23 protein-coding genes and 1 other annotated feature are annotated in these 21,529 nt (G+C 37.2%); of the genes, 16 read left to right on the top strand and 7 right to left on the bottom strand.

Going from position 1 to position 21,529, the window contains the following annotated elements; translation table 11 throughout:
* Positions 1–37 precede the first annotated feature (37 nt).
* A complete protein-coding gene (gene yhaM, locus HCX62_RS09335) occupies positions 38–979 on the top strand; it encodes a 3'-5' exoribonuclease YhaM (RefSeq protein ID WP_185638688.1) in 942 nt (313 codons plus the stop codon).
* Positions 980–1,026: 47 nt separating this feature from the next.
* Here yhaM and HCX62_RS09330 read toward each other — a convergent pair whose 3' ends face one another.
* From HCX62_RS09330 to HCX62_RS09315, 4 genes are all read right to left on the bottom strand, one after another.
* On the bottom strand, positions 1,027–1,905 hold the full coding sequence (locus tag HCX62_RS09330) for a peptidylprolyl isomerase (protein ID WP_185638686.1): 879 nt from the start codon (positions 1,903–1,905) through the stop codon (positions 1,027–1,029).
* Between the two features lie 116 nt (positions 1,906–2,021).
* Positions 2,022–2,561, bottom strand: coding sequence for a DUF3267 domain-containing protein (locus tag HCX62_RS09325; RefSeq protein WP_185638684.1), 540 nt, complete (start codon positions 2,559–2,561; stop codon positions 2,022–2,024).
* Between the two features lie 182 nt (positions 2,562–2,743).
* Complete coding sequence (locus HCX62_RS09320; RefSeq protein ID WP_003768001.1) at positions 2,744–3,106, bottom strand: YtxH domain-containing protein; 363 nt, start codon at positions 3,104–3,106, stop codon at positions 2,744–2,746.
* A 30-nt stretch (positions 3,107–3,136) separates the two neighbouring features.
* On the bottom strand, positions 3,137–3,559 hold the full coding sequence (locus HCX62_RS09315; RefSeq protein WP_008948526.1) for an HIT family protein: 423 nt from the start codon (positions 3,557–3,559) through the stop codon (positions 3,137–3,139).
* A gap of 160 nt (positions 3,560–3,719) precedes the next feature.
* Between HCX62_RS09315 and HCX62_RS09310 the strand changes: the two genes are divergently transcribed.
* Together HCX62_RS09310 and HCX62_RS09305 are read left to right on the top strand one after the other, a co-directional pair.
* Positions 3,720–4,472, top strand: a complete 753-nt coding sequence (locus HCX62_RS09310) for an ABC transporter ATP-binding protein (protein ID WP_185638682.1) — start codon at positions 3,720–3,722, stop codon at positions 4,470–4,472.
* Positions 4,456–5,679 carry an ABC transporter permease gene (locus HCX62_RS09305; protein ID WP_185638680.1) on the top strand — a complete coding sequence of 408 codons (1,224 nt, stop codon included), beginning with the start codon at positions 4,456–4,458 and terminating at the stop codon, positions 5,677–5,679. The genes HCX62_RS09310 and HCX62_RS09305 overlap by 17 nt, the downstream gene beginning before the upstream one ends.
* Before the next feature lie 39 nt (positions 5,680–5,718).
* Here the strand turns inward: HCX62_RS09305 and HCX62_RS09300 are convergent, their stop codons facing one another.
* Positions 5,719–6,222, bottom strand: coding sequence for an antibiotic biosynthesis monooxygenase family protein (locus HCX62_RS09300; protein ID WP_185638678.1), 504 nt, complete (start codon positions 6,220–6,222; stop codon positions 5,719–5,721).
* Between the two features lie 197 nt (positions 6,223–6,419).
* Here HCX62_RS09300 and hemE point away from each other — a divergent pair, with 197 nt between their 5' ends.
* The 8 genes from hemE (at position 6,420) to gpmA (ending at position 14,962) form a co-directional block, all read left to right on the top strand.
* Positions 6,420–7,472 carry a uroporphyrinogen decarboxylase gene (gene hemE / locus HCX62_RS09295; RefSeq protein WP_185638676.1) on the top strand — a complete coding sequence of 351 codons (1,053 nt, stop codon included), beginning with the start codon at positions 6,420–6,422 and terminating at the stop codon, positions 7,470–7,472.
* Between the two features lie 6 nt (positions 7,473–7,478).
* Positions 7,479–8,408: a ferrochelatase gene (hemH, locus tag HCX62_RS09290; RefSeq protein ID WP_185638673.1), complete on the top strand. Its 930-nt coding sequence runs from the start codon at positions 7,479–7,481 to the stop codon at positions 8,406–8,408.
* Between the two features lie 153 nt (positions 8,409–8,561).
* Positions 8,562–8,906: a hypothetical protein gene (locus HCX62_RS09285; RefSeq protein ID WP_185638671.1), complete on the top strand. Its 345-nt coding sequence runs from the start codon at positions 8,562–8,564 to the stop codon at positions 8,904–8,906.
* Between the two features lie 118 nt (positions 8,907–9,024).
* A complete protein-coding gene (locus HCX62_RS09280; protein ID WP_185638669.1) occupies positions 9,025–9,810 on the top strand; it encodes a GNAT family N-acetyltransferase in 786 nt (261 codons plus the stop codon).
* 63 nt (positions 9,811–9,873) lie between these two features.
* Positions 9,874–10,644 (top strand): Cof-type HAD-IIB family hydrolase, encoded by a 771-nt coding sequence (locus HCX62_RS09275; RefSeq protein ID WP_185638668.1) that lies wholly within the window; start codon positions 9,874–9,876, stop codon positions 10,642–10,644.
* A 111-nt stretch (positions 10,645–10,755) separates the two neighbouring features.
* A complete protein-coding gene (locus HCX62_RS09270) occupies positions 10,756–11,433 on the top strand; it encodes a Bax inhibitor-1/YccA family protein (protein WP_185638666.1) in 678 nt (225 codons plus the stop codon).
* Between the two features lie 148 nt (positions 11,434–11,581).
* Positions 11,582–14,182, top strand: coding sequence for an ATP-dependent chaperone ClpB (clpB, locus tag HCX62_RS09265; RefSeq protein ID WP_185638664.1), 2,601 nt, complete (start codon positions 11,582–11,584; stop codon positions 14,180–14,182).
* Positions 14,183–14,272: 90 nt separating this feature from the next.
* A complete protein-coding gene (gpmA, locus tag HCX62_RS09260) occupies positions 14,273–14,962 on the top strand; it encodes a 2,3-diphosphoglycerate-dependent phosphoglycerate mutase (RefSeq protein ID WP_185638663.1) in 690 nt (229 codons plus the stop codon).
* An 89-nt stretch (positions 14,963–15,051) separates the two neighbouring features.
* Here gpmA and HCX62_RS09255 read toward each other — a convergent pair whose 3' ends face one another.
* Entirely contained in the window at positions 15,052–15,240 is a 189-nt protein-coding gene (locus HCX62_RS09255; RefSeq protein WP_185392509.1) for a YjzD family protein, read from the bottom strand.
* Positions 15,241–15,563: 323 nt separating this feature from the next.
* Between HCX62_RS09255 and HCX62_RS09250 the strand changes: the two genes are divergently transcribed.
* The 5 genes from HCX62_RS09250 (at position 15,564) to HCX62_RS09230 (ending at position 20,166) form a co-directional block, all read left to right on the top strand.
* The gene (locus HCX62_RS09250) at positions 15,564–16,691 is read left to right on the top strand and encodes a GW domain-containing glycosaminoglycan-binding protein (protein WP_185638660.1); all 1,128 of its coding nucleotides are present in this window, start codon (positions 15,564–15,566) and stop codon (positions 16,689–16,691) included.
* A 119-nt stretch (positions 16,692–16,810) separates the two neighbouring features.
* Entirely contained in the window at positions 16,811–17,749 is a 939-nt protein-coding gene (gene fabH / locus HCX62_RS09245) for a 3-oxoacyl-ACP synthase III FabH (RefSeq protein ID WP_185638658.1), read from the top strand.
* Between the two features lie 202 nt (positions 17,750–17,951).
* Positions 17,952–19,193, top strand: a complete 1,242-nt coding sequence (fabF, locus tag HCX62_RS09240) for a beta-ketoacyl-ACP synthase II (RefSeq protein ID WP_185638656.1) — start codon at positions 17,952–17,954, stop codon at positions 19,191–19,193.
* A gap of 120 nt (positions 19,194–19,313) precedes the next feature.
* Complete coding sequence (locus HCX62_RS09235; protein ID WP_185638853.1) at positions 19,314–19,766, top strand: MarR family winged helix-turn-helix transcriptional regulator; 453 nt, start codon at positions 19,314–19,316, stop codon at positions 19,764–19,766.
* Positions 19,750–20,166 carry an organic hydroperoxide resistance protein gene (locus tag HCX62_RS09230; protein ID WP_185638654.1) on the top strand — a complete coding sequence of 139 codons (417 nt, stop codon included), beginning with the start codon at positions 19,750–19,752 and terminating at the stop codon, positions 20,164–20,166. The genes HCX62_RS09235 and HCX62_RS09230 overlap by 17 nt, the downstream gene beginning before the upstream one ends.
* Before the next feature lie 58 nt (positions 20,167–20,224).
* On the opposite strand, the gene trpS is transcribed toward HCX62_RS09230, so the two are convergent.
* Positions 20,225–21,220 (bottom strand): tryptophan--tRNA ligase, encoded by a 996-nt coding sequence (gene trpS / locus HCX62_RS09225; RefSeq protein ID WP_185638652.1) that lies wholly within the window; start codon positions 21,218–21,220, stop codon positions 20,225–20,227.
* 64 nt (positions 21,221–21,284) lie between these two features.
* Positions 21,285–21,506, bottom strand: a binding site (T-box leader).
* Positions 21,507–21,529: the final 23 nt, after the last annotated feature.

Raw genomic sequence — 21,529 nt, 5'->3', positions numbered from 1 at the left:
AGAAACTTCTTACTACAGAAAGAAAGAAGGCGATAAAATGGAAAAAAGATTATTAGACTATGAAGTTGGAGAAACAGTAGACTTATTCTTGCTAATTAAATCAAGTATAAAAGGAACGGCTAGCAACGGAAAGCCATTCTTGAGTCTTGTTTTGCAAGATAAATCAGGTGAGTTAGAAGCAAAACTGTGGGATGTAAAAGAAAGTGATGAAGTAAATTACGGGGTACAGCAAATCGTGCACCTTATGGGCGATATTCAAAATTATCGTGGAAGAAAACAACTGAAAATCCGTCAAATTAGACAGGCGACAGCTATTGATGGCGTTAGTGCCAGTGAATTCATGGAAACTGCACCAATCAATAAAGATGAAATGGCTGATGAGATTACACAATATATTTTCGAAATGAAAAATGCCAACTTGCAACGAATTACTCGAGCACTCTTGAAAAAATACCAAGATGACTTTTATGATTATCCAGCTGCAATGCGTCATCATCATGAATTTGTTTCTGGTTTGAGTTTTCATGTAGTTTCAATGCTACGTCTTGCAAAGTCAGTTGCAGATCTTTACCCGTCCGTTAACCGCGATTTATTATACGCCGGAGTAATTTTACATGATTTAGGCAAAGTGATTGAACTTTCTGGCCCAGTATCAACGACGTACACGCTGGAAGGGAACTTAATTGGTCATATTTCCATCGTAGTAGAAGAAGTGAGCAAAATTGCTGATGAGCTTTCTATTGACGGGGAAGAAGTCGTTGTTTTAAAACATGTGTTACTTTCTCACCACGGTAAAGGAGAATGGGGCAGTCCAAAACCACCGCTTGTTCGTGAAGCAGAGATTTTGCATCAAATTGATTTAATGGATGCTTCCTTAAATATGATGGACAAAGTGTTAAAACATACAAAACCTGGTGAATTTAGTGAACGTGTATTTGGATTAGATAATCGTTCGTTTTATAATCCCACATTTGAATAAACACAAAAAACCACGCTTGGAATTTTCCAAGCGTGGTTTTTAATTACTTATTTAGATGAATCGGAATCAGATTTAGAACCGTCAAAATCTTTGAAAGCATCTTTCAAGTCTTTATCTTCTACTTTTACATTAGCATCTTTGTATACTTTTTTAAGTGTTTTTTGCATGTTCTCCGTAGTTAATTGAGATGCAAGATAAGATTCTTTTACAGCTTTTTTATCTTTCTCAAAAGTTGTTTTTGTAGCTGGTTCGTCCATTTGGATGATGTGGTATCCGTATTGTGTTTTTACTGGAGCGCTGATGTCGCCTTTGTTTTTAAGGGCATAAGCTGCTTTTTCAAATGCTGGATCCATTTTACCAGGACCGAATGGCTCTAATTTACCGCCGTTTTCTTTTGTAGCAGTATCAGTAGAATATTCTTTCGCTAAATCTGCAAATTTTGCGCCATCTTTTAGTTTTTGTTCAACTTCTTTGGCTTTGTTTTCATCAGCTACTAAAATGTGGCTTACAGTGATATCTGGTTGCCAAGTTTTGTAGTATTCTTTTAATGCTTTATCGCTAGTGTCTGTATTAGCTTCTGTTGCTTTTTGGATTAACATATTGTATTTAAGTTGGCTTTTGAATGTTTTTTCAGTTAAGCCACTTTGAGCTAAAACAGCAGAGAATTGATCTCCGTATTGTGATTTATACTCGTTGAATTTTTTATCAACGTCTTCATCGCTTACTTTGTATTTATCGCTAAGGATTTTTTCGAAAGTAAGTTGTTGTACGAATTCAGAACCATATTTATCTTTCATAGCATCATAAAGTTCGTCTTTTGTTACATCGCCAGAATCTGTCTTAACGACATTTCCACCGCCACCGCACGCTGCTAGACTGAACAATGCCATAACCATGACAAGTCCAAGAATTAATTTCTTCTTCATTAAATAAAACACACTCCTTAGTTGTTGGAATAATTCCCGCTTAACACAATAACTATCATAACATAAATTAAAGATAAAAAGAAAAGATGAAAGAAATTTAATGATATTCTTATGGTTTAGTCAGAAATTAAAATAGAAAATCCTCGTTCTGCACTTTCAATAAAACAATTCTTCGGCATTTTCCATAATTTGTTAATATGAGTAAAATCAGAAAAGCTCATCCCAACGTGCATGGAAAGTAAAATTAAGAACATTCCCGAATGCCCGATTGGTGTCAAAAGCATTAACGCTACTAAAATAGCAGTTATCACCACAAATGGTAAAACTAACGAAAAAATGTAATGCCATTTTGGAATGATTCGCTTGATATTTAATTTTATACAAGGAAGGAAAAAGAAATGAATGCGCCACTGAATAACAGTTCCTTCGCGGTATTTAAAGCATCCAAGAATATGGAGCAACTTATGAATCGGGTAAATTAAAACAATACCCAAAAAGCTAACGAATTGGTAATCATTGGTAAGTTGACCAGGGTAAATCAAATGTTGTGTTAAAAAACAAATACATACGGCAGCTAGCCAGACAAGAATTCCTTTTAGGAAAAGTCGATTAAATTCGTCTCGTCGCTCTGTGTTGATTGATTTTAGGCAGCGCATTGTAAGCTTTCCTCCAGTTATAGCTAAAATAGTGCTCCTCTGTCAGAAGGCACCATAGTATTGTATGCTCAAATGCTCCAAAATTCAAGCTTTTTTTAGAGAAATAATTGCCTAATTTTGACGTTTTTTTGAAGCTCGTTTTAGCCAAACAAAAAAACTGAGCAGGCGCCCAGTTTTTCTACTTATTTATTATCTTTTTTTAATGTTTTTTCTAAGTCAGAAATTGTTTTTTGCATGTCTTTAATTTCGTCTTTTAAGCGTTTCTTTTCTGGTTCCATTTCTTCATTCCATTTGGAAACGGATTCCATGATGTCAGAAGAAACATCTTTTAACAAAGTGGAACCTTCTGAGCCAAGCACTTGAACTGATTGGATAAGTTCATTTGCGTTATATGCTAGTTCTTTCAAGATAACACTTGCTTCGCCTGATTTAGCGACAATGTCTTTGCGAAGTTCATTGCCGGATTTTGGAGCAAACAATACCGAGGCTGCGGCTCCAATTGCCCCACCAGCTAAAATACCGAAAATAAGTGATTTTTTATTCATTTATACTCCACTCCATCCATAAAAGTCATTTTAGTCTACTTTTGCTGCAATAAGTTCAGCAATTTCTTGATAACGTTCTTGTGTATACCAGTCTGCGTTATCTTTCCATTTTAACCCAAAGTCGTCGGATTTGCTATACCTTGGTATTAAATGGATATGACAATGAAATACAGATTGGAAAGCAACCTCTTCATTATTATTTAAAATATTTAAGCCTTGTATTGGTAAAGCTTCTTTCAATGCTCGCGCGATTTTTGGTACGCGACGGAATAATTCAGCGGCCGTTTCATCGGGTAAATCGAATGTGTTCCTAGCATGTTTTTTTGGAATTACGAGTGTATGACCTTCTGTAACCTGTCCTAAATCAAGGAAAGCGTAAACTTCCTCATCTTCGTACACTTTGGCAGAAGGAATTTCACCACGAACTATTTTGCAGAAAATGCAATCGTCCATTAAGTATGACCACCTTTCATAACATATAATTATGTACTACTTTAATTTAACATAAAAAGGAGTGAAAAGCATGTGTTAGATAGTAGGTAGTGGATTATTTTGACAGTTCAAGGGATGAATATGCTATTATTAACTAAAGATTACGTAAGGAGGTATGGAAATGGCTTTAGTAGAAGTAGAACACCTGACAGGCGGATATACAAAACGTCCAGTCTTAAAAGATATTTCATTTGCGATTGAAGAAAAACAAATAGTTGGATTAATTGGTCTAAACGGGGCAGGTAAAAGTACTACCATCAAACATATAACTGGCCTAATGCACCCTAAACAAGGAACGATTAAAATCAACGGTCACCAATTAGTGGAAGATACAGAAACATATCGAAAGCAATTTTCTTATATCCCAGAAACACCGGTATTATACGAAGAATTAACGCTAAAAGAACACTTGGAATTAACTGGAATGGCTTATGGAATAACGGAAGATGAGCTACATACAAGAATGGCACCACTTTTAAAAGAATTTCGTTTAGAGAAGAAACTTAACTGGTTCCCAGCGCATTTTTCTAAAGGGATGAAGCAAAAAGTAATGATTATGTCGGCTTTCTTAATTGAGCCTAAATTATATATTATTGATGAACCTTTTGTCGGTCTTGATCCGCTTGGTATTCAGTCGTTACTCAATTGGATGGATGGAATGCGTAGTAAAGGCGCAAGTATTTTAATGTCAACGCATATTCTAGCAACGGCGGAAAAATACTGCGATACATTTATCATTATTCATCAAGGTGAAATTCGGGCAGAAGGAACGCTGAAAGACTTACAAACAAACTTCGAAATGCCAGGAGCTTCACTTGATGAAATTTACATTCAGTTGACAAAGGAAGAGGAAGCTGATGAAGATGATATTTGACAGCAAAGCACTTTGGAAGGAACGTTTTAGTGCATATACGACTGAAGTTATGCGCTACCTGCGTTATATGTTTAATGATCATTTGCTTTTTGTTCTAGTAATCGGACTTGGAGCGGGAATTTTTTATTATGCTGGATGGGTGAAGACGCTAGAGCCCACATTCCCAGTCATTCCTTTAATGGTTATTTTACTTACTGCTTCTATTGCCATTAGTCCGGTTGCCACGTTGCTCAAAAAACCAGATATTGTTTACTTAATTGTCCAAGAAAAAGCAATGGATACTTATTTTTCTCAAGCGAAAATAGCGAGTTTCTTTATGCAACTATATGTTTTTGTGATTGTACTTGGGGTTTGCATGCCGATGTATGTGGAAGTTACGGAAGTTCCGTATAGCCAATTTTTCACTTTGTTTATCGTGCTTAGTATGCTTAAAGCCTGGAATATTTATTTTGGCTGGGAAAGTATGAAGTTTGAAGAAGCGGATACAACGTGGATGTTTGTCCGTGTTATTCTTAACGCTATTTTAATTTATATTGCACTAATTGCGGCGCCTTACATTTCTATTCCTTTGGTTTTGGTAGTACTTGTGGCGAGTTACTACTGGCTTCGAACTAAAACTGCAAAAGTAACTTTACGCTGGGAATATTTAGTAGATAAAGAAGAAGCACGGATGAACCGGTTTTATCGTTTAGTGAACTTGTTTACGGATGTGCCACATTTGCGAGGAACGGTTCGCAGACGGAGCTATCTCGATTTCCTTTATCAACCAATTCCATATGCGAAACGAAAAACATTTGCTTATTTGTTTAGCCGGACATTTGCGAGAACGAATGAATATGTGGGGCTATACATTCGACTTACAGTGATTGCTGTTATTTTACTCGTATTCGTTCAAGGATTTTATTTAAATATTATCTTCTCATTACTATTCTTATATTTAACAGGATTTCAATTTATCCCGATGTTAAAACATTACGATGCGCAAATTATGCTGCGACTTTATCCGATTGATGATAGTTATCGTCATCGTAGTTTTATCCATTTTTTACGGATTTTATTACTCGCGCAAGCATTGCTCTTTAGTATCATTGGAATTGCGCAAAATGGAACCATTGGCGGGATGATTATTTTAGGAATAAATTTGGCTTTTGTTGCCATTTTTACGTTCCTTTATGCACCGGTCAGAATGAAAAAAATGTACGAATAAAAAAAGCGATTTGGATTTTTGGTCCAAATCGCTTTTTTCTTATTTAGCATCATGGGAAAATTCAGGATAATGATAAATATCTTCATGAGAAAAACCTGTTTGCGTATTATTTTTTTTCATGATATTGGTAATTTCTTTGTGCAAAGCTGTTTTTTTCCATTCATGAAAGAAGACTTCAGAATCCCAAAAAGAGATAACTAAAAATTTATTCGTATTGAACGCTTTTGTAAGTTTGCTACTTTGTAAGCCCGGCGTTTCGCTAAAATGCAAACTAGCACGTTGGTACATTTGTAAGAAAATCGGAATCTCTTCATCGCGGAGTTGGATATATTCAAATACAACTACGCCAAAACCTTTTAAGGAACCACTGCTTTGTAATACCCGATACTCTGCGCCTTCTTGGAAAATTTTCTCGCCAGTAGACTCTTGATACAAAAGTGATTGGGAAAAGTTTTGCAGAAGTGTCACATTTTCGCCAGCGTAATTTGCCATTAGTTGACGAAGGTAGTGCTCTGTTCCAGTTGTGATAAATACTTTTTTCATGATAAGTCCTTCTTTCGGTTTTTATTCAATTAAGATAAATGATTACACCTTTGTTTTCCACGTTTTTCATAATTGAAACAGCAGATAGGCAATTTGTTTGGTTTTATACAAGATTTCTAGTATCCTTTTATCTGGAGAAGTTATTTATTGTTCTGTTGCCTATTGTGTGTAAATGAACAAAGAAGGGAAGCGACTCGATGACAAAAATAACGAATGATTTATTTTTAAAAGCAGCGCGAAAAGAACAAGTTGACCGAATTCCGGTTTGGTACATGAGACAAGCAGGGAGATCCCAACCAGAATACCGCAAATTAAAAGAACAATACTCTCTATTTGAAATTACGCACCAACCAGAATTATGTGCTTACGTAACCAAGCTACCTGTAGATCAATACGGTGTAGATGCAGCAATTTTATATAAAGATATAATGACACCACTTCCGGGGATGGGAGTAGACGTAGAGATTAAGTCTGGCATTGGCCCAGTGATACATAATCCCATTAAAACGTTCCAAGATGTAGAAAAACTGACAATCTTTAAACCAGAAATAGAAGTACCATATGTGCTTGATACGATTAAATTACTCACAGATGATATGTTAGAGGTGCCGTTAATCGGTTTTGCTGGCGCGCCGTTTACATTAGCGAGTTATATGATAGAAGGCGGCCCATCGAAAAATTACCACCAAACGAAAAGCTTTATGTACCGAGAACCAGAAGTGTGGGCAATATTAATGGAAAAACTTGGCCGAATGACTGCGAGCTATTTAGTAGCACAAATTAACGCCGGGGCTTCCGCTGTGCAATTATTTGATTCATGGGTGGGAGCGCTTAGCCGAGCGGATTATGCGACATACATCCGACCAGTTATCGAAATGATTGTTAGTGAAGTAAAAGCCGTGCATCCAACTACGCCAATTATTATGCAAGCAGTTGGGGCGAGTCATCTTCTAGCAGAATGGGAAACTATGCCGCTTGATGTCGTTGGCGTTGACTGGCGTGAAACACTCACAGACGCTAGGAAAAAAGTTCCAACAAAAGCAATCCAAGGTAATCTAGACCCGTCCACCCTTCTTGCACCAGAAAAATGTTTGGAAGAAACTGAACGGATTTTGCAAGAAGGCGTATTAAAACCAGGTTATATTTTTAACTTAGGACATGGAGTTTTCCCAGAAGTACCACCAGAAATGCTAAAAAAACTAACTACTTACATCCACGAGAGAAGCGAAATTCTATTAAAAAAAGGATGATAAAAAATGACTAAAAAAGTAGGTTTACTTGTAATGGCATACGGGACACCGTACAAAGACGAAGATATCGAACGTTACTACACCGATATTCGTCACGGTCATAAGCCAAGCGAAGAAATGATTGCAGATTTACGCGGGAGATATCATGCTATTGGCGGCTTGTCCCCACTAGCGAAAATCACTGAAGCACAAGCATATGGACTAGAAAAAGCATTAAATGAAACGCAAAATGAAGTAGAATTTAAAGCATATATCGGCTTGAAACACATTGAACCTTTCATTGAAGATGCTGTCGAAGCTATGCATAAAGATGGAATAAAAGAAGTCGTATCCATCGTTTTAGCCCCACATTATTCTAGTTTTAGCGTGGAAGCTTACAATAAAAGAGCCAAAGATGCTGCTGAAAAACTGGGCGGCATCGAAATTAAAGCTATCAATGATTGGTACAAACAACCAAAATTCATCCAAATGTGGGCTGACCGAATTAACGAAACAGCCAAACAAATTCCAGCAGATGAATTAATCGATACCGTTTTGATTGTTTCCGCACATAGCTTGCCTGAAAAAATCAAACAACATAACGACCCGTACCCAGACCAACTGCAAGAAACAGCAGATTTAATTTTTGAAAAAGTAGCAGTACCTCATTATGCGCTAGGTTGGCAAAGTGAAGGGAAGACCGGGGAACCTTGGCTTGGACCTGATGTACAAGATTTAACTAAAGAACTTTACGGTCAAGAAAAATACAAACACTTTATTTATACACCAGTTGGATTTGTTGCGGAACATTTAGAAGTACTTTACGATAACGATTATGAATGTAAAGTAGTCACAGATGAAGTTGGCGCAGCATACCACCGACCACCAATGCCAAATGCAGACCCAGAATTTTTAGAAGTATTAAGAACGGTAGTCTGGGAAAAATATACAAATTAATAGCTATGCCGGGATATATGTTATTCCGGCATATTTTTCTGCAACAAAAGAAAACGTTTTCAATATTTTTAGCTAAATACTATGAAGTTTTAATCAAATTCTCATCTTTGCCGGGCATAATGATAACTATAGAAAGACAGGAGGTTCACCCAAATGAAAAACAAGGCAGAAAAACAAAGAATTGCCACTAATTTGTCACTTTATATGAAAATAAATGGATATACTCATAGAACATTCGCGCTGGCAGCCGGGATTTCCCAGAGCACTTTAAAAGCATTGATGATAGGAAAAATGAGAAATGAAACTAAATTCCAAAAATACATATCACAAATTACAGAAAGTTTGGCACTAGAAGAAAAATTCTTTGAGCAACCAAAAGAAGCTATTACATCAGCACCGATCACGTTTCAAGATACAAACAAAATGCATCTTGGAGACGAAAAATTCAATGCCATCAGCTTATTGTTAAAAATTGGCGAAATTCATTACGAATCGTAAAAAGCTTGGGACGAATTGTCCCGAGCTTTTTTTGTACTAAATTAGAAAGAGTAAGGGCTTGACGAACCTTACTAACTCACGTAAAATGAAGACAATTTTCAAAATAGGAGTGTGGCACATGATTAGAAAACTAACTGTATCTGATAATGAAGAAGTAATGGCACTTTTAAAACCCGAAGCAACCCTGAATTTATTTATTATTGGGGATATCGAAAATTTTGGTTACGAGAGTGATGTGCAAGACCTTTGGGGCGAATTCGATTCAGCGGACAAATTACACGCATTGTTACTTCGATTCGATACATTTTTCTTACCTTATTCAAAAGACGCTAATTTTGATGCAAAAGCTTTCTCAGAAATTATTGCTAAACATGATACCTATGAAGTTAGCGGAATTTCTCGTGTCACAAGAGAACTAGAACCATTTTTACCGGAACTTGCCGAAAAAAGACAAGATACCTATTTTTGCGAATGCGAACATGTCAATCGGATTTCCGTAAATCAAGATGTTATTGTCAGAACGGCAGTAGCCGAAGACGTAGCGCCCATTATTAAAATGCGAAAAGATATTGAAGAGTTTGGTCCGCGCGAGGAAAATGAAGAATTAATTATACGTCAAATTGAAAAAGGCGTTAAACGAATTTATTATATTGAGCAAGATCAAGAAGTAGTAGCTGTAGCAGAAACATCTGCGGAAAATTCTTTCTCAGCAATGATTACAGGTGTGGCAACAAGTGATGGATACAGACAACGTGGTTTTGCAAGCACGCTTTTGAAGAAATTATGTTGTGATGTATTAGCAGAAGGAAAGAAACCATGCTTGTTTTACGATAATCCAGTTGCTGGGGAAATATACCACCGCCTAGGTTTTGAACATACCGGAGATTTTGTTATGTACAAATAGCCTTTACTTTACGTCCGTAAGATTGGTATGATGGATATATTATGTTAGTAAAGGATGAATAATGTGAAACCACGTGGAATTTGTTTTTTTGATATGGATGGAACGCTTTTAAATAGCGAATCCAAAGTACTTGATAGCTCACTTCAAGCATTAGACAAACTTCGAGAAAATAATATTATTCCTGTCATTGCTACTGGACGGACATTTATAGAAATAAGTCACCAAATGAAAATTACCGGCATCGAATCCGCTGTAATGATGAATGGACAAATGGCTATTTTTGAAGGTGAAAAAGTATATGAAGATGTGATTGATGCGGCTCTCTTAGAACGTTTGACAGAAGAAGCTAAGTCGCAAAATGTGGAAGTTTGTTATTATAATGACAAAAGAATTGGCGCAACCGCAAACACGCCAGTTGTAAAAGCGCACTATGACTTCCTAGGCGAACCAATGCCAGAAGTAAGAACGAATATGTATAAAGAAGAAACAATCAACATGGCGCTTCTTTTGCTCGAAACAGGAGATGACTATTTTCCAGCACGTTTCCCAGAGTTGCAGTTCGTTCGTAATACCCCATTTAGTAACGATGTATTAAGAAAAGGCGGCTCCAAAGCAGTTGGTATTGCTAAACTACTCGAAGTAATGGGTTATCAAGATGTTCCAACCTATGCTTTTGGTGACGGCATGAACGACTTGGAAATGTTTGGCGCGGTCGATAATGCCATTGCAATGGAAAATGCTGTACCACTATTAAAAGAGAGAGCAACTTTTGTAACGAAAGACAACAATAGTGATGGAATCATGCTCGGATTAAAACAATTTGATTTAATTTAAAGAAGTGCCTCGCGCGCTTCTTTTTTTGTGAAATTCCAACGTAAGACCGATAGAATCGCAATAATTCTTTTGATATAATAAAACTAATCAATTGGAAGAGGAGAAATGTTCATGAATGAAATCAATCACACATCGGAGCGAGTAAATACAGAGAAAAGAACGGATAAACAAATTATTATGCAAAAAATACTTAATTGGTTTGTATTTTCTTTGCTACTTGCATCAATCGGTGCTGCGATTGGAAGTAAATTAAGTCCAGAACTTTATTTACCGCTTGTCGTATTAGAAGTCGCGTTACTAGTTACAGCTATAGTTGTGCGTCGAAGCAAAACCATTAATAAACTTGTAGGTTACCCAGTTTTACTAGCATTTGCGTTTGTCACAGGCTTAACGCTTGGACCAACTTTGACATATTATTTTGGTGCAGGGCAAGGTGCTGCAGTTCTGATGGCATTTGTTACAGCGACCGTTACTTTCACGACACTAGCATTTATTGGTGCAAAAATGAAGAAAGACTTATCTTTCTTAAGTAGTGCGTTATTCGCTGCGATTATTATTCTTATCATCTTTAGCTTTGTGGGAGTCTTTTTACCACTAGGCTCTATGTTGTCAACGATTATTTCAGCAGGCGGAACGATTATTTTCTCATTATATATTTTGTATGATTTCAACCAAATTATGAAACGCGATGTGGAACTAGCAGATGTACCAATGATTGCGATGAATTTATACCTTGATTTCCTTAACTTATTTATGTTCTTACTACGTCTATTTACTGGCCGTGACTAAGAAAACTTAGAAGATCTGCCAACCTAAAAATTGGTAGATCTTTTTCTATAAAAAAGAAGGTTTTTGTTAGACAAACGCCATTTAAAATTCTATAATAAAGTTAAGGTCAAAAAAGGTCAGACTTATCTTTTATAAGGAGGACGAATGAATGGATTTACAAAAATTTACCCAACAAGTCCAGCAAACAATTGCGGACGCACAAAATCTAGCTATTGCATCAGAACACCAAGAAATCGACGTTGCACACGTTTTTAAAGTGTTATTAACAGAAAGCGACTTTGCAAAACGCGTATATGATGTAGCAGAAGTTGACACAGACAGCCTTCAAAAAGTGGTAGACATGTCTTTAGAAAAAATCCCAGTAGTTTCAGGGAGTGGTGTGAATTACGGCCAAGCAATGAGCCAGGCACTTTTCCAACTAATGCGGGATGCGGAAAAAGAACAACAACAATTAGACGATGATTTTGTATCAACGGAACATCTTATCCTAGCTGTCATGGACCAAAAGTCGAATCCAATTACAACTGAACTAAAAAATCAACATAAAACTAAAAAACAAATTAAAGAAGCAATTCTAAAAATCAGAGGAGGGAAAAAAGTGACTTCTCAAAACGCAGAGGAAAACTATGAAGCATTAACAAAATATGGACGTGATTTAGTTGCGGAAGTTAGAAGCGGAAAACTCGATCCAGTAATCGGACGCGATGCAGAAATTCGCAACGTTATCCGGATTTTATCTAGAAAAACAAAAAATAATCCCGTATTAATCGGCGAACCAGGTGTTGGTAAAACAGCCATCGTCGAAGGTTTAGCGCAACGAATCGTTAGAAAAGACGTTCCAGAAGGACTCAAGGATAAAACAATTATCTCGCTCGATATCGGGTCCCTGATAGCTGGAGCTAAATATCGCGGTGAATTTGAAGAACGTTTGAAAGCGGTACTCCAAGAAGTAAAACAAAGCGATGGCCAAATTTTACTCTTTATTGATGAAATTCATACGATTGTTGGCGCTGGGAAAACAGATGGCGCAATGGATGCCGGAAATATGCTAAAACCAATGCTTGCCAGAGGAGAGCTACACTGTATCGGTGCAACAACATTAGATGAATATCGCCAATACATCGAAAAAGATGCTGCCCTTGAAAGACGTTTCCAAAAAGTACTTGTCCCAGAGCCAACCGTGGAAGATACAGTTTCCATTTTACGTGGTTTAAAAGAACGTTTTGAAATCCATCATGGAGTAAATATTCATGATAATGCGCTAGTAGCGGCAGCAAGTTTGTCCAATCGTTATATTACCGACCGCTTTTTACCAGATAAAGCAATCGATTTAGTAGATGAAGCATGCGCAACGATTCGTGTCGAAATTGACTCCATGCCAAGCGAGCTGGATGAAGTAACAAGAAAAGTAATGCAATTAGAAATTGAAGAAGCAGCTTTAAAAGAAGAAAAAGATCCAGCAAGTGAACGACGCTTAGAAATTTTACAACGCGAACTAGCTGACTATAAAGAAGAAGCAAATAAAATGAAATCAAAATGGGAATCCGAAAAAAGCGAAATCGGTAAAATTCGCGAAGTTCGGGAACAAATCGACCATTTACGTCATGAATTAGAAGAAGCCGAAAACAACTACGATTTAAACAAAGCAGCAGAATTACGTCACGGTAAAATCCCAGCCGTAGAAAAAGAATTACTCGCTTTAGAAGAAGAAAATCGCGAAAAAACAGCACAAGAAGATCGGATTTTACAAGAAGAAGTAACAGAAAATGAAATTGCGGAAATCGTCGGACGTTGGACTGGAATTCCAGTAACTAAGCTCGTAGAAGGCGAACGCGAAAAACTATTAAAACTAGCAGATGTATTGCACCAAAAAGTAATCGGTCAAGATGATGCCGTTCAATTAGTCAGTGATGCAGTATTGCGTGCCCGTGCCGGCATTAAAGATCCAAAACGCCCAATCGGTTCCTTTATTTTCTTAGGTCCTACAGGTGTTGGTAAAACCGAACTAGCCAAAGCTCTCGCATATAATATGTTTGATTCAGAAGACCACATGATTCGAATTGATATGTCTGAATATATGGAGAAACATTCTGTATCAAGACTTGTCGGAGCTCCTCCTGGCTATGTTGGCTACGAGGAAGGCGGGCAACTTACAGAAGCTGTGAGACGAAACCCGTACTCAATTGTCTTACTTGATGAAATCGAAAAAGCGCATCCTGATGTATTCAATATTTTGCTACAAGTGCTTGATGATGGACGTATCACTGATTCGCAAGGCCGTTTAATCGATTTTAAAAACACTGTGATTATTATGACTTCTAATATCGGCTCCAATTTATTGCTTGAAAGAACCGAAGAAGGCGAAATTTCAGCGGAATTAGAATCAGACGTTATGCAAATTTTACAAAGTGAATTTAAACCGGAATTCTTAAATCGGGTAGACGATATTATTCTATTTAAACCACTTACACTTGCTGATATTAAAGGAATTGTAGAGAAATTAGTGGAAGAACTGCAAATCCGTTTAGCTGATCAAGAGATTACGATTACTATTTCCGATGAGGCCAAAGCATTTATTGCAGAGGAAGCTTATGATCCAGTTTACGGAGCACGACCACTCAAACGCTACATTGTACGCCATGTGGAAACACCACTTGCAAGAGAAATTGTATCTGGTAAAATCATGCCACATTCATCTGTGGAAATTGATTTGCACGATAAAGAATTTACTTTTAAAGTTACAGAATAACATGGAAAAGGTTTGACACCCTGCTTGAAAGGGAAAACTTTGGTTGGATTAGTCGTTTAGAAAATAGACGAAAATGGAAGGATGAGGAAGATGAAATTAGTATTAATTCGTCATGGTCAAAGTGAATGGAACAAATTGAATTTATTTACAGGTTGGCACGATGTGGACTTGTCAGAAGAAGGCGTTATAGAAGCGCAAACGGCAGGGAAAAGAATTAAAGAAGCAGGCTTAGATTTTGATGTAGCCTTCACTTCCGTATTAACAAGAGCCATTAAAACACTTAATTATGTGCTAGAAGAATCTGATCAAATGTGGGTTCCAGTCAATAAATCTTGGCGTTTAAATGAACGACATTACGGAGCGCTACAAGGTCTTAATAAAGAAGAAACCGCTGAAAAATACGGCGCTGAACAAGTGCAAAAATGGCGCAGAAGCTACGATACCCTTCCACCACTATTAGAAGAAAACGACGAAAGACAAGCGAAGAATGATCGCCGTTATCAACTACTAGATACACATGCGATTCCTTCAGGGGAAAACTTGAAAGTAACGCTAGAACGTGTTATTCCTTATTGGATGGATACAATTGCTCCAGAAATTAAAGCTGGACGCCGAGTAGTTATTGCAGCTCATGGTAATAGCTTACGAGCATTAGTGAAATTCTTAGAAGGAATTAGCGACGATGAAATAATGGACTTAGAAATTCCAACAGGCGTACCACTTGTATACGAATTAAATAATGATTTAAAACCAGTAAATAAATATTACTTGGACAAATAAAAAAAGAACCTCTTTCCAGTTATTGGAAAGAGGTTCTTTTTTTGAGCTACACTCGAAAAGTGAGTTCTCGCTATCAGAAAGTTGGATGTTTACTTAAAGTCATAAACTTCGCTATCTTTAGGCATCAAGAAAGTGATTAAAATAATGAAGAAGGATAACCCTACTGTTAAAATAATAGCCCGTGTCATATCAAATGATACATATAACATGGAAGAAAGAACGAATTCAGCCATTAAAGAAAGTAAGAATACCCAAATTACAGTCACCACGTAACGCATCCTTACACCCCATTTCATCTATTTCATTATACATTTTAGCACATAAAATTAGATTATCCAATCATATATCATTTGAAAATGCGATTATCGAAAAAAAGGAAGGAAAAACCGCAAGCATGGAGAATAGTAGTGTAAAGGGGCAAATAAGCAATGACATAATATTGTCAAATGTAAATAGGTTAGCGAAAAACCTTTAGAATAGCCATTCTGCTTACTTTATGATAAATCTTTCATCGAAAAATTAGTAGGTTCTCAGAATGAAAATGCTAGAATGAAGAAGGTTAACAGAGACAGAGCCATTTAAATTGGGGGAACTAACTAATTTGGATAGGAAGTGCCAACTGATAATGAAAAAGAAATTCACGCAGATTTTACTAGCAAGTGTCATCGTAAGTTCTACATTGTTACCTTTTGTGGATGCAGGGGTAGCAGAAGCGAGCCAAACGACAGTGAGTCAAGCAGGAATGACTTTATCACAACAACAATTTATACAATCAATCGCAAATGATGCGCAAGATTTACAAAAAGATGAAAAAATATTGACGAGTGTTACTTTAGCTCAAGCCATTTTAGAATCCAACTGGGGCAAAAGCGGCTTATCAACTTCAGCTAATAACTTGTTTGGAATTAAAGGTAGCTATGAAGGAAGTTCCGTTTCCATGGGAACACAAGAATTTAGCAACGGCAAGGCATACCACACACAAGCCGACTTCAGAAAATATCCAGACAAAAAGGCATCATTAGTCGATCATGCACAACTTTTTGTCAACGGAGTGTCGGGTAATTCAGAATTATATTCCGCGGTAATTGGAGAAACCGATTATAAAAACGCAGCACACGCCATTCAAGATGCAGGTTATGCAACTGACCCAGGGTATGCTGAAAAACTCATTTCAACCATTGAAACTTACAATTTGGATCGTTATGATCAAATTTACGATACAGTAATCTCAACCGAAAACCAACTAGCTTACGCAGAAATCACGAACCCGAGTGCAGAAGTTATTTGGACAAAACCATATAATACAGAAGGCGCAGAAAAAGCAGGAAATGCTAATGATTACCAAAACAAAACCCTTCGTATTTCGCAAAAAGCTGTTACTGAAAAAGGAACATGGTATCAACTTCAAGACCAAGGTAAAACAATCGGATGGATAAGTAGTAAAGCTGTCACAGTTTTCTATACACCACAAAGCGAAACGAATGTAACACTAGATAAATACATCACTGATTCCGACCAAAAAATCTATGCTTATCCCGTAGAAGATAATTCAAAAGTAGTAACTGATTTAAATGATTATCTAGGAAAAGAACTAGACATAGACCGCCGGGCAGATGTGAAAAATGAATATTGGTATCGCATTAAATCGGACGACGGAAAAGTTATTGGTTGGTCTAAAGCAGGCGGTTTCGCTGAGAACAATCCAAACAAAAGCCTAGAAGTAAAATAAAAAGTGGCAATCCAATTGCGTAATTGATATTTCTCTGTTAAAATTAGTACCAGGTCATAAAATATCCAGGAGAAAAAGCATATTTTCGTCCTGATGTAGTTTGATATGGAGGAGAACACATGAACGCAGGAATTTTAGGAGTAGGTAAATACGTACCTGAAAGAATAGTAACAAACTTTGATTTAGAAAAAATAATGGAAACATCTGATGAGTGGATTCGTACTCGAACTGGAATTGAAGAAAGAAGAATTGCTCGTGATGATGAATATACGCACGATTTAGCTTATGAAGCAGCAAAAGTAGCAATTGAAAATGCGGGTCTTACGCCAGACGATATTGATTTATTTATCGTTGCAACTGTGACACAAGAAGCAACATTCCCATCCGTTGCGAATATTATCCAAGATCGTCTAGGGGCAAAAAATGCTGCAGGTATGGACGTGGAAGCAGCTTGTGCCGGCTTTACTTTTGGTGTAGTAACAGCAGCACAATTCATTAAAACAGGCGCATATAAAAATATCGTAGTTGTTGGTGCAGATAAATTATCTAAAATCACTAACTGGGATGATCGCGCAACAGCCGTATTATTCGGTGATGGAGCGGGTGCTGTAGTTATGGGACCAGTTTCTGATGATCATGGTTTACTTTCATTTGACTTAGGGTCTGATGGTTCTGGCGGAAAATACTTGAACTTAGATGAAAATAAAAAGATTTATATGAATGGACGCGAAGTATTCCGTTTTGCTGTTCGCCAAATGGGAGAAGCTTCTTTACGCGTACTTGAACGTGCTGGTCTTGAGAAAGAAGATTTAGATTTACTAATTCCTCATCAAGCAAATATCCGTATTATGGAAGCTTCTCGTGAACGTTTGAATTTACCAGAAGAAAAACTAATGAAAACTGTTCATAAATACGGCAACACTTCCTCATCTTCTATCGCGCTTGCTCTTGTTGACGCAGTAGAAGAAGGACGGATTAAAGATAACGATAATGTTTTGCTTGTCGGTTTCGGCGGCGGACTAACTTGGGGCGCCCTAATCATTCGTTGGGGTAAGTAAGCAACAAATTAAAATTGGAAAGTTGCCCTAACGATTATTTTTGTTAGGACAACTTTCCTTTATTTATGTTATAATGAAACAGGCTTTTGGTTTATTTGTTTGTGCACTATTTTTAATTTTAAATAAAGCCTTAACTTTATACTAGCTGCTGTCATTAGACAGAAGTTGTTTTTTATGAAATGCAAAATAAGGAGATGAGTAAATGGATAAGAGAAGAGTAGTTGTTACTGGTATTGGCGCTGTTACACCAATTGGAAACGATGCGGAAACTTCTTGGGAAAACGCAAAAAAAGGTGTTAATGGTGTTGCAGAAATGACAAGACTTAATCCGGATGACTTTCCGGTTAAAATTGCAGCAGAATTAAAAGATTTTGATGTAGAAAAATATCTAGAGAAAAAAGAAGCTCGTAAAATGGACCGTTTCACGCATTACGCAATTGCAAGTGCTGAAATGGCTGTACAAGATTCTGGTTTAGTTATTGATGATTCCAATGCAACTCGCGTAGGCGTTTGGATTGGTTCAGGTATTGGCGGAATGGAAACTTTTGAAACGCAATTTGAAATTTTCTTAAACCGTGGACATCGTCGAGTTAGTCCATTTTTCGTTCCAATGATGATTCCGGATATGGGTTCCGGTCAAGTTTCTATTCGTTTCGGAGCAAAAGGTATTAACTCTACAACAGTTACAGCGTGTGCAACAGCAACAAACTCTATCGGTGACGCATTTAAAGTTATCGAACGCGGAGATGCTGATGCTATGATTACAGGTGGAGCAGAAGCGCCGATTACTAAAATGTCGCTTGCTGGTTTCACTGCGAATAAAGCTTTATCATTAAATCCAGATCCAGAAACTGCATGTCGTCCATTTGATAAAGACCGTGATGGTTTTATTATTGGTGAGGGTGCAGGGATTGTTATTTTAGAAGAATATGAACACGCAAAAGCTCGTGGTGCGAAAATTTATGCAGAAATCGTTGGCTACGGCGCAACAGGTGATGCATACCACATTACAGCTCCAGCTCCAAATGGTGAAGGTGCTGCCCGCGCAATGAAAATGGCAATTGACGATGCAGGACTTTCTCCTGATAAAGTGGATTACATTAATGCGCATGGAACAAGTACGCCATACAATGATGAATATGAAACACAAGCAATTAAAACAGTCTTTGGTGACCATGCGAAAAAATTAGCGATTAGTTCAACTAAATCAATGACCGGACACACTTTAGGTGCATCTGGTGGTATTGAAGCTATTTTTGCTTTGTTAAGTATCCGTGATAATATTATTGCGCCAACAATTCATTTAGAAAACCAAGATGAAGTTTGCGACTTGGATTACGTTCCAAATAAAGCGCGTGAAACAGAAGTAAATGTAGCACTTTCTAACTCTTTTGGCTTCGGTGGCCACAATGCTACTTTAGTATTCAAAAGAATAGAAGAATAAGATATAGTCAAAAGCCTTACCTCTAATTCGGGGTAAGGCTTTTTTTGAGCAAAAAACTAGCTTTATTTACAAAAGTTGTATAAAATTAAATTGCACACAACTTAAAAGGAGGAGAACATGTTGGACACGAACACGCGCATATTAGAAGAACAACTGTGTTTTTCTGTTTACAATGCATCCAAACAGTTTACAAAACTTTATCGTGAAGCTTTAGAGGCATTTCAATTAACCTATCCACAATACATTGCACTGCTTGTTCTATGGGAAGGTGAGGAACAAACGGTATCAGATCTTGGGAAACGCTTGGCTTTAGATAGTGGGACTTTAACACCTATGCTAAAACGAATGGAGCATTTAGGATATGTTACACGGAGTCGTCATCCGGAAGACGAACGCCGCGTTTATATTCGCCTAACAGAAAAGGCAATAAAAATACAACCAGATGTATTAAAAAGCGTGGACAACTGCCTTCAATTACTCGATTTTGCCGAATTAGACTACAGACAATTACTTACAAAAATACAAGCATTAACTAATCAATTAGGAGGAATAGAAAATGAAAAAACTATATGAAACAACGGTCATTAATACTGGTGGAAGAAGCGGTGAAGTACATTCACCAGATAACGTGTTTTACTTTGATATCTCTGCACCAACAGAACTTGGTGGAGATGGTGGCGGTGGAACGAACCCAGAACAACTATTTGCCGCTGGATACGGAGCTTGTTTCAACAGTGCGTTAGAATTAGTTCTTGGAAAAGCTGGAATTGAAGCCAAAAGTACAGTAACAGCAACTGTTAGCTTATACAGCGACCCAGAAGACAACGGTTTTAAAATCGGTGTCTTATTAGAAGGAACTATCGAAGGTCAAGATAAAGAAAAAACGGAAGCGCTACTTAAAAAAGCACATGAAGTATGCCCATATTCTAAAGCAACTCGTGGCAACATTGATGTAGAAATTAAAGTAGGTTAATGCTTAAATAGAAAAAGCCGAGTACTTGAGTTAATCCAAGTACTCGGCTTTTTTATTGTTATTTTCGACGTTTACGACCAAGTCCAACGCCATTTTCCATTTTCTTCAATGTTTTATTAGCTACACGAGCGGCTTTTTCTGCTCCTGCATCTAAAATAGTGTCCAATTCTGCTGATTCTAGGTACGCGTAGTATCTTTCTTGAATCGGCTCAAGCTCAGCAACAACTAGCTCTGCTAAATCCGTTTTAAAATCACCATAACCTTTACCAACATATTTTTCTTCTATATTAGCAATTGTTTCACCTGTAATGACGGAATAGATAGTAAGGAGGTTAGAGACACCAGGTTTCTCTTCTTTGTTATATTCAATGATGCCGCTAGAGTCCGTAACAGCACTTTTAATTTTTTTTCTAATAGTAGCTGGCGGATCAAGTAAAAAGATCGCATTTTTTAAATTCGCATCCGATTTACTCATTTTTTTCGTTGGATCTTGCAAGGACATAACACGCGCACCTTGTTTAGGGATAAATACTTCTGGCATCGTAAAAATATCCGCATGCTTTTTATTAAAGCGCTCTGCTAAGTCACGAGTTAATTCAATATGTTGCTTTTGATCCTCGCCAACAGGCACTAAATCAGTTTGATAAAGTAAGATGTCAGCAGCCATTAAAGGAGGGTAGGTTAAAAGTCCAGCACTAACGCCAGCTTTTCCATCTGATTTATCTTTAAATTGTGTCATACGCTCTAATTCGCCAATATAGACGTTACATTGTAAAATCCATGCTGCTTGTGCGTGTGCCGCCACCTCTGACTGAATAAAAAGTGTAGCTTTTTCTGGATCAAGTCCTACTGCTAAATAAAGGGCAGCAAGGCTTCTTGTTTGTTCGCGAAGTTTTAATCTATCTTGCGGTACCGTAATGGCGTGTTCGTCTACGATACAGTAGAAACACTCATACTCATCTTGAAACTGTCCAAATTGTTTTAATGCCCCAATATAGTTTCCTAAAGTTAGTTGTCCACTAGGTTGTATTCCGGAAAATATTACTTTTTTCATGTTTATTCCTCCAATTTTTTCACTGATTGCGAAAATAAAAAACCGTCCATCCCAACATATAAATGTTAGGGACGAACGGTTATCCGCGGTGCCACCCTAAGTACCAAAAAGGCTCTTAGCAATAGAAAATTTCTATTAAAGAAGTAACGGTCTTTAGCCGCTGTTTGCTACTAATCTTTCACAAACAGTCCTTAGAAGTCCATTCGATTTTGCGCTTTATCTGTTTCCACCAACCACAGACTCTCTATTATAAAGCAACAAAATGTACTAATCTTCCTAGTAACGCATCAGTTATATTACATTTATTTT

This window comes from Listeria swaminathanii, assembly GCF_014229645.1.
Classification (GTDB): domain Bacteria; phylum Bacillota; class Bacilli; order Lactobacillales; family Listeriaceae; genus Listeria; species Listeria swaminathanii.
This window is presented reverse-complemented; position numbering and strand designations above follow the sequence as displayed.